Source organism: Mesorhizobium sp. M1403, assembly GCF_040317695.1.
Lineage (GTDB): Bacteria > Pseudomonadota > Alphaproteobacteria > Rhizobiales > Rhizobiaceae > Mesorhizobium.
This window is the reverse complement of sequence record NZ_JAMYKY010000043.1, coordinates 21,112-28,165: the sequence shown is the minus strand read 5'-3', so window position 1 is coordinate 28,165 and position 7,054 is coordinate 21,112. Positions and strand designations below refer to the sequence as shown.

4 protein-coding genes and 3 pseudogenes are annotated in these 7,054 nt (G+C 60.6%); 3 read left to right on the top strand and 4 right to left on the bottom strand.

Annotated elements, in window-relative coordinates:
- Positions 1–73: 73 nt before the first annotated feature.
- From NKH01_RS32835 to NKH01_RS32825, 3 genes and pseudogenes are all read right to left on the bottom strand, one after another.
- Positions 74–922: pseudogene (locus NKH01_RS32835) on the bottom strand (IS91 family transposase); the annotation flags it as partial.
- 4 nt (positions 923–926) lie between these two features.
- A pseudogene (locus NKH01_RS32830) lies at positions 927–1,340 on the bottom strand (tyrosine-type recombinase/integrase); the annotation flags it as partial.
- A gap of 38 nt (positions 1,341–1,378) precedes the next feature.
- Positions 1,379–2,593, bottom strand: a complete 1,215-nt coding sequence (locus tag NKH01_RS32825; protein ID WP_353024438.1) for an NAD-dependent formate dehydrogenase — start codon at positions 2,591–2,593, stop codon at positions 1,379–1,381.
- Positions 2,594–3,899: 1,306 nt separating this feature from the next.
- Between NKH01_RS32825 and NKH01_RS32820 the strand changes: the two are divergent.
- Positions 3,900–4,322, top strand: a pseudogene (locus NKH01_RS32820) (CBS domain-containing protein).
- Between the two features lie 307 nt (positions 4,323–4,629).
- Here the strand turns inward: NKH01_RS32820 and NKH01_RS32815 are convergent.
- Complete coding sequence (locus tag NKH01_RS32815; RefSeq protein WP_353024436.1) at positions 4,630–5,550, bottom strand: complex I NDUFA9 subunit family protein; 921 nt, start codon at positions 5,548–5,550, stop codon at positions 4,630–4,632.
- A gap of 296 nt (positions 5,551–5,846) precedes the next feature.
- On the opposite strand from NKH01_RS32815, the gene NKH01_RS32810 reads away from it, so the two are divergent.
- Positions 5,847–6,005 (top strand): hypothetical protein, encoded by a 159-nt coding sequence (locus NKH01_RS32810; RefSeq protein WP_352788242.1) that lies wholly within the window; start codon positions 5,847–5,849, stop codon positions 6,003–6,005.
- A 29-nt stretch (positions 6,006–6,034) separates the two neighbouring features.
- Positions 6,035–7,021 carry an ABC transporter substrate-binding protein gene (locus NKH01_RS32805; protein WP_353024434.1) on the top strand — a complete coding sequence of 329 codons (987 nt, stop codon included), beginning with the start codon at positions 6,035–6,037 and terminating at the stop codon, positions 7,019–7,021.
- Positions 7,022–7,054 lie beyond the last annotated feature (33 nt).

Genomic DNA, 7,054 nt, shown 5'->3' with positions numbered 1-7,054 from the left:
ATGGTCGGTCTCCAGAGAGTTCAAGCAACCGCGCCCTTTTACAGCCCCGGCCGCTATTCACACCTCATGGGATCTTGTAGCGGAAGGTGACCCCCTTCTCGTCGAAGGCGATCAGGCGGCGGTTCGAGATGGCGACCCGGTGAGTGTAGCGCGACAGGTAGGCGAGCACCGCTTGGGGCCCGGTGAAGGGCGGCTTGGCATAGACCACCCAGCGCTTGCTGCGAACAGGCTTCAGATGACGCAGGAAGGCGCGACGGTCGGCCAGGTGTGCCGCCGATCCGAAGAAGGCGAGCCGACCGGCGTCGTGCAGCGCGACGAGCCGGGTCAGGAACAGACGGCGGAACAGCTTGCCCAGTACTTTGACTGGGAGAAGGAAGGCCGGCCGCGACGATATCCAGCGTGACCCGTCCGGCGCGATGCCGCCGCCCGGCACGATCATGTGGACATGAGGATGGTGTGTCATTGCCGAGCCCCATGTGTGGAGCACGGCAGTGATGCCGATGCGCGCGCCGAGGTGCTTGGGATCCGCCGCGATCGTCAGCATCGTCTCCGATGCCGCCTTGAACAGCAGGTCATAGACCAGCGCCTTGTTGTGGAAGGCGATGACGGCGACCTCGGCGGGCAGCGTGAACACGACGTGGAAGTAGCCGACTGGCAGCAGGTCGGCTTCGCGCTCGGCGAGCCATGTACGGGCGGCCGCGCCCTGGCACCTGGGACAGTGCCGGTTGCGGCAGCTGTTGTAAGCGATCCGCCATTGGCCGCAGTCCGCACAGGCTTCGACATGACCACCCAATGCAGCGGTGCGGCAGTGTTCGATCGCCGACATGACCTTGAGCTGCTGCAGGCTCAGCCCGGCGTGGGCGACCCGGTATCCGGGGCCGGCAGCACGGAAGATATCGGCGACCTCCAGGTCTGCGCGCACCGGTTCAGCCGGGAGGCGTCTTGCCTTCCATCAGCGCCATCAGCCGGTCGAGCGGCCCTGCGATCGCGTGGATCGTCCGGGTCGAGACCTTGGTGTAGAGCGCGGTGGTATCGAGCTTGCTGTGCCCGAGCAGGACCTGGATGACGCGGATGTCGACATCCTGCTCGAGCAGGTGGGTGGCGAAGCTGTGACGCAGCGTGTGCGGGCTGACGCGCTTGCGGATGCCGGCGACTTCAGCTGCTTCCTGGACCGCGCGATGCAGTCGACGCGACGAGATCGGCGCCGTGCAACCGCGCCCTGGGAACAGCCAGCCGTGCGGGAGCATCACCCCGCGCCGCTTGCCTTCGCGCCACCACAGACGCACCAGTTCCAGCAGTTGCGGCGAGAGCATGGCGTTGCGGTCCCTGCGTCGCCCTTGTCTTCTTCCCGTCCGAGTCGAGCTCAGCGGAAATCGATCTAGCGCGGATCACTCCTGGCCTTGAAGCGTGCCGCCTCTTCCGACCCGCGGGTGGCGTCTCCCGCGCTGTAGGAATGCGCGCCAGCGCCGGCGAGCTTGCCGCCATCGACGATCAGATATTCCTCACGGATCGGCCGGCCTTCGAACCAGCATTCGAGAATTTCGCGGGTACCCGCGGCGTAGCGCGCCTGGGCGGAGAGCGACGATCCTGAAATGTGCGGCGTCATGCCGTGATGTGGCATCGATCGCCACGGATGATCCTTGGGAGCCGGCTGCGGGAACCAGACGTCGCCGGCATAGCCAGCGAGTTGGCCACTCTCCAGCGCGCGGGCGATGGCGTCACGATTGCAGATCTTGCCGCGCGCCGTGTTCACCAGATAGGCCCCGCGTTTCATCCTGGCGATTATCGTCTCGTCAAAGAGGTTTTCCGTCTCCGGATGCAGAGGCGCATTGATCGTCACCACGTCGCAGACGCCGACCATGGATGCGGGGTCCTTGTGGAAGGTGACGCCGAGTTCTTTCTCGACCGCCTCAGGCAGTCGGTGGCGATCGGTGTAGTGCAACTTGACGTCGAACGGCTTCAGCCGGCGCAATACTGCGCTGCCAATCCGGCCGGCGCCGACGGTTCCGATCTGCATTCCCTCGATATCGTAGGAGCGTGCGACGCAGTCGGCGATATTCCAGCCGCCTTTCACGACCCACTGGTAGGACGGGATGTAGTTGCGCACGAGCCCCAGGATCATCATGACCACATGCTCGGACACGCTGATCGAATTGCAGTAGGTCACCTCGGCGACCGTGATGCCACGGTCCATGGCGGCTTGAAGATCGACATGATCGGATCCGATGCCGGCGGTGATCGCAAGCTTCAGTCTGCTTGCCTTGGCTATTCGTTCTTCGGTCAGATATGCCGGCCAGAACGGCTGCGAGATCACGATTTCGGCGTCAACGAGTTCGCGTTCAAAAATGCTGTGGGGACCGTCTTTGTCCGAGGTTACTACCAGGCTATGGCCCGCGCCTTCGAGAAATTTCCTCAGGCCGAGTTCGCCCGACACGCTACCGAGCAAGACCCCTGGTTCAAAGTTGATGGTCTTCGGCGTGGGAAGTGTCTGGCCGCCGGGATAGCGGTCGAGCTTCGGCAAGCCGTCCCGCGCATATTTTGTCGGATAGCCGTCGACCGGATCGTCATAGAGGACGCAAACGACCTTTGCCATTGTGTATCTCCCTTCGTCTGACAACGAAGAGGAAAACGCTCTGTTGTTAACGCTGCCAGCCAACGATGGTCGGCACGGCGATGCTCTATTGAATTGCTGGTGGGGAGCAGACTCATCTGCCGGCGCTTCCTCATTCGGAAAGTTGTGCGCTATTGCGTATTACATGGAAGACCCGGGCATGGTTTCAAGTGCTGCGGGCGGCACTGGTGCAGCGTTCGAGTTCCTTTATTTCAGACCGCGCGCACGGTTTGCTGACAACAAATGCTTGATGCGGACACTTCAGAATTGCCGAGGTTCGGCACCGTGCATCATGATCACTGACAGGCTCCGACTCGCAGACTTCTGTATCCCCCCAAAGATTGCAAACAACCTGTTAGCCAGCGCTTATCAAGCAGAGGAATCTCGCATCGTTTGCCGCTCAGACGGTATTGCCAAGCCAGTTCGCAACGCTCACCAGCCAGCGCTACAAGGCTAGCCTTTCCACAATGCGGGCCGTTTGTTGCCTTTCTACAGAAAATACGAAAACGCCGCTCGACCGGAAGGGAGCGGCGTTTACCAAGTGTGGTGTCCTACCCTAGACGAAACCCCGATTTGGCCGGGGCCGTCGGACTTGAACCGACGTTTCCAGCTTGTTCGCTATCAGTTTATAGGTGGTGTTTTCCTGTCGTCCTTGCAAGCGCCATCGGCGCAGCTTTGCAGGGTGTGCAAGGATAGTCGGAGTCGATATAATTCCATCCGAATTCCGTAATTGAACGACGCTGCTTTCCGGCTTCCGTGACGCGCACACTCGCTGGTTCTGTCGTCAGCAACGTCATCAATCGACCGGTCGCGTTCGACGCGGCTCGGAACGGCGATGATGCAACGACATCCTGACTCGCCGTAGCGGCAGACGCTGGCCCTGTCGCCTAACTGCTCCGTCACTGTTTTCAGTGGAGCGCAAGCCCGCGCCGAAAAATACTAGAAGCCCCGCTCCTGCGGGGTTTTTCGTTGGGGGAAGCGTTGCGGCGACATCGACGGGTGATCCGCAGGAGAGGGGGCAGCGCCAGAGATCAGCGATGCAGCTTGTTCGGCACAAGACGACGGCAGGCCAACCTCACCAAGCCACTCGTCGTAGTGATGGTTTAGGGCCAACAACAACTCGTTTGGCTCGGCCGTCGTGCGCCGAACGCTCACTCGACCGCGCCTGGAGGAAAATAACGAATGACGAATGATGATCGCACCAGATAATCCCAGGAGAACGCCGGAATCAGCGGCCTTGTCAGCAAACGTCAACACAACGGCGGGGCAACCAGCAAGGGAGTCCGCTATGAAAGTCAAAGACGCAATGCACAAGGGTGTCGACTGGGTCAGCCCCGAAACCCCTGTCGCCGAACTAGCGAAGATGATGCGAGCCCAGGATATTGGCTCGATTCCTATCGGAGAGACGACCGGTTGATCGGAATGGTGACCAACCGCGACATCGTCTGCAAAGCACTGGCGGAGGATGGTTTAGACAGCCGTACCGCGACGGCGCGCGATGTCATGACCGCCGGCATTCACCGCTGCCGCGAAGACGAAGATCTGGCCAAGGCCATGCAGCACATGGAGGAAACTAAAAATCCGCAGGTTACCGGTGATCAACGAGAATATGCGGATGGTCGGCATCCTCGGCGTGGGCGACCTCGGTCAGTCGGCGCCGATGGAACTGGTGTCCGAATACATCAAGAGCGTTTCCGCCCATCACCACTGAAAGGGTGGCTCGCCCGGCGGATAGTCGATACCCGTCGGGCTTCGGCTCCGACGATTGCGGAACCAACCGCAACTGTCGGCTGCATCCTTGAAATGCCGCGTGTGCAGGACGGACTTATACTGCACCCGTACGCAGCTCTGGCGGAGAAGGAGCAGCGGCAAATATCGGAGCGCACTCGGTCCGCCCTCGTCTCTGTCGTTGTGGCGCTCCCATGCAGAACCTGGCCCATAGTGCATCCTTTGATTCGGACGACAATGATGAACCATCAAAGCCTGGGATCAAACATCTAGCCGAAGAGGCTCTTTAATCAGTGATCCCACAATATCTCCTGGAGCATTTCCTCGACCGAGTGCGGCGAAATGCCAAGTTCTTCAAATCCGGGCATCTGCGGCGATGACACATTGTCAACCTGCATCAGTTCCACCTGATTACGAGTGACGGGCGGACTCGCAAGCATTTCCGCGGCCCATGCGAACGCGTGCCAAGCGGCAAATGGCACTGGGACCAGTATGGGTCTAAGGCCGGCTTGGTGTGCAACGGCTTTGAGAAATTCCTCGTAAGAGTAGATGCGAGGACCGCCGCACTCATACGTGATCGCATGCGTTTCCGTTCCCTGCAGCGCTCTTGCGGTCGCCTCTGCCACATCGCCCACATAGGCCGGCTGCAATCTCGTCAGGCCGCGACCGAACATCGGATAGATTGGAAGCCGGCGGAGAAGTTTGAGGATAATGGTGAGAAGCGCGTCATCCGGTCCGAACATCACCGCCGGGCAGATGATAGTGGCGTCAGCAAACGCGGCACGCACCACCAGTTCGCCTTCGCCACGCTTGCGGATGTAGGGCGACGGCGAGGCAGCATCGGAGCCGATTCCTGAAACGTGAGCGAGCCGTTCGACGCCAGCTCGGTGTGCTTGAGCTGCAACCTGCCGGGCCGACTCGACATGCACGGAGTGAAAGGTCTCCTGTCCCCGTTCGACATAGAGACTGACCGCATTTACAACACCGAAAGCACCGGCAAGTGCATCGGCGATCGCCCGCTCATCGTGGATATCGGCTTTGACCGATTGAAATTGCGGATCATCAGAACCAAACAACTTCTTGGCCCGTTCCGGATGTCTTGATGCAATCCGAACAAAAAACTCGCCATCGCGGAGATGCCGAACAACGCGGCGGCCGAGAAACCCGGTTCCACCGAACACGATGACGACGCGATGGTTCATAGCAGCCATGGCTTAGACTTTGTCAGCTTGTGTCGGCGGTCTCGACCCGGCGGTTCAGGTCATGTGGGCGGCACGCCTACCGACCACTATCTGGGCTGCCTCGTACAGATTGGGGTCGATCTCGTCCGTCAACTGATCGAAAATGACCCCACTCCTTGCGGAATTCCGGCGATTGATGAGCCGATCGCAGCAGATCGCGATTCTGCCATTGTGCGTCGTTGACGGTGCGCCGCCCGTTGAGGCTGCTAGGCTGATTGAAGTCAGGCTGGCGCGCCATAAAAGCAGCAGGAGGATCTGGCCACCAATTGAAAGTGGATGTTGGTCGCCTGCGCGATGAACAGGGCAGCCAACGTCATGTAGATGCGGCCCAGCCTTTCGCCGTCAACGGACAGTCGTCGTTTGCAAGCGATTCAGCACCTGCTAAAATTGCCAAAGCCTCAGCGACGATCTGTGACGTCGGCTGAGCATCAAAAGTCAACTCGAGAGGTGAAAAATGTCCAAGAGACAGCTTTGCCTTGCGCTGATCACAGCGCTGGCTCTCGCGGCAGCTCCGCAGGCTGCTGCCGCACAAGACAAGATCAAGATCGGCTTTCTGCCTGGCGTCGTCGATCCTTTCTATCAGGTGATGCAGACTGGCGTTGAGGCTGCGGCGAAGGACCTCGGCGTCGAGGTCGTGACGCAGATCCCGCAGACGTGGGGCGTCGAGGCCCAGACGCCGATTTTGGACGCCATGGTAGCGCGCGGCGACCTCGACTACATCGTGACCGCGCCGACCGATAAGGACCAGATGATCGGTCCACTCAAGGCGGCGGTCGACGCCGGTATCAAGGTCATCACCGTTGATACGTTCCTCGGCGACGGCGACTACGTGAACGGCCCGGTGACCTTCCCGATCAGCTATATCGGCTCTGACAACGTCGAAGGCGGACGCATTTCAGCCCGGGGCCTCGCCAAGGCAATCGGCGGAAAGGGTATTGTCTACATCAACTCCACGAACCCGAACGTCAGCTCGGTCGAGGGTCGCGAGCAGGGCTTCAAGGAGGTGATGGAGAAGGAATTTCCGGACATCAAGGTCCTCGGGCCGGACTACAATCTCGATGACCAGAACAAGGCGACGCAACAGACCGCGGCGGTCCTCGAACGCGAACCCGACCTCGCCGGGGTGTTCGGCACCAACGTGTTCAGCGCTCAAGGCGCCGGAACGGCCGTCGTCAACGCCGGATTGGGCGGCCACGTTCAAGTTGTCGCCTATGACGCGACGCAATTGGCAATCGAGCTGATGAACAACGGCGTCGTCTCGCTGGTGTTGGCACAGAAACCGTTCGACATGGGTTACATGGCTGTGCAGTTCGCCGCGGCCGATGCTGCCGGCGTCACGAGCCTGCCGCGTCGTGTCGAGACCGGGTTCGCCATCATCGACAAGGATAACGTCAAAGACCCGGCGATTGCCCGCTTCATCTATCAGGTTCCGGCCAAATAGCGGGCGACTGGCCTGCCGGGAGCGGCGCTCCCG

What these genes read in the sequence shown, in the direction of transcription:
- NKH01_RS32825 (WP_353024438.1), bottom strand. Translation starts at nt 2,593, where the DNA reads ATGGCAAAGGTCGTTTGCGTCCTCTATGACGATCCGGTCGACGGCTAT.
- NKH01_RS32815 (WP_353024436.1), bottom strand. Translation starts at nt 5,550, where the DNA reads ATGGCTGCTATGAACCATCGCGTCGTCATCGTGTTCGGTGGAACCGGG.
- NKH01_RS32805 (WP_353024434.1), top strand. Translation starts at nt 6,035, where the DNA reads ATGTCCAAGAGACAGCTTTGCCTTGCGCTGATCACAGCGCTGGCTCTC.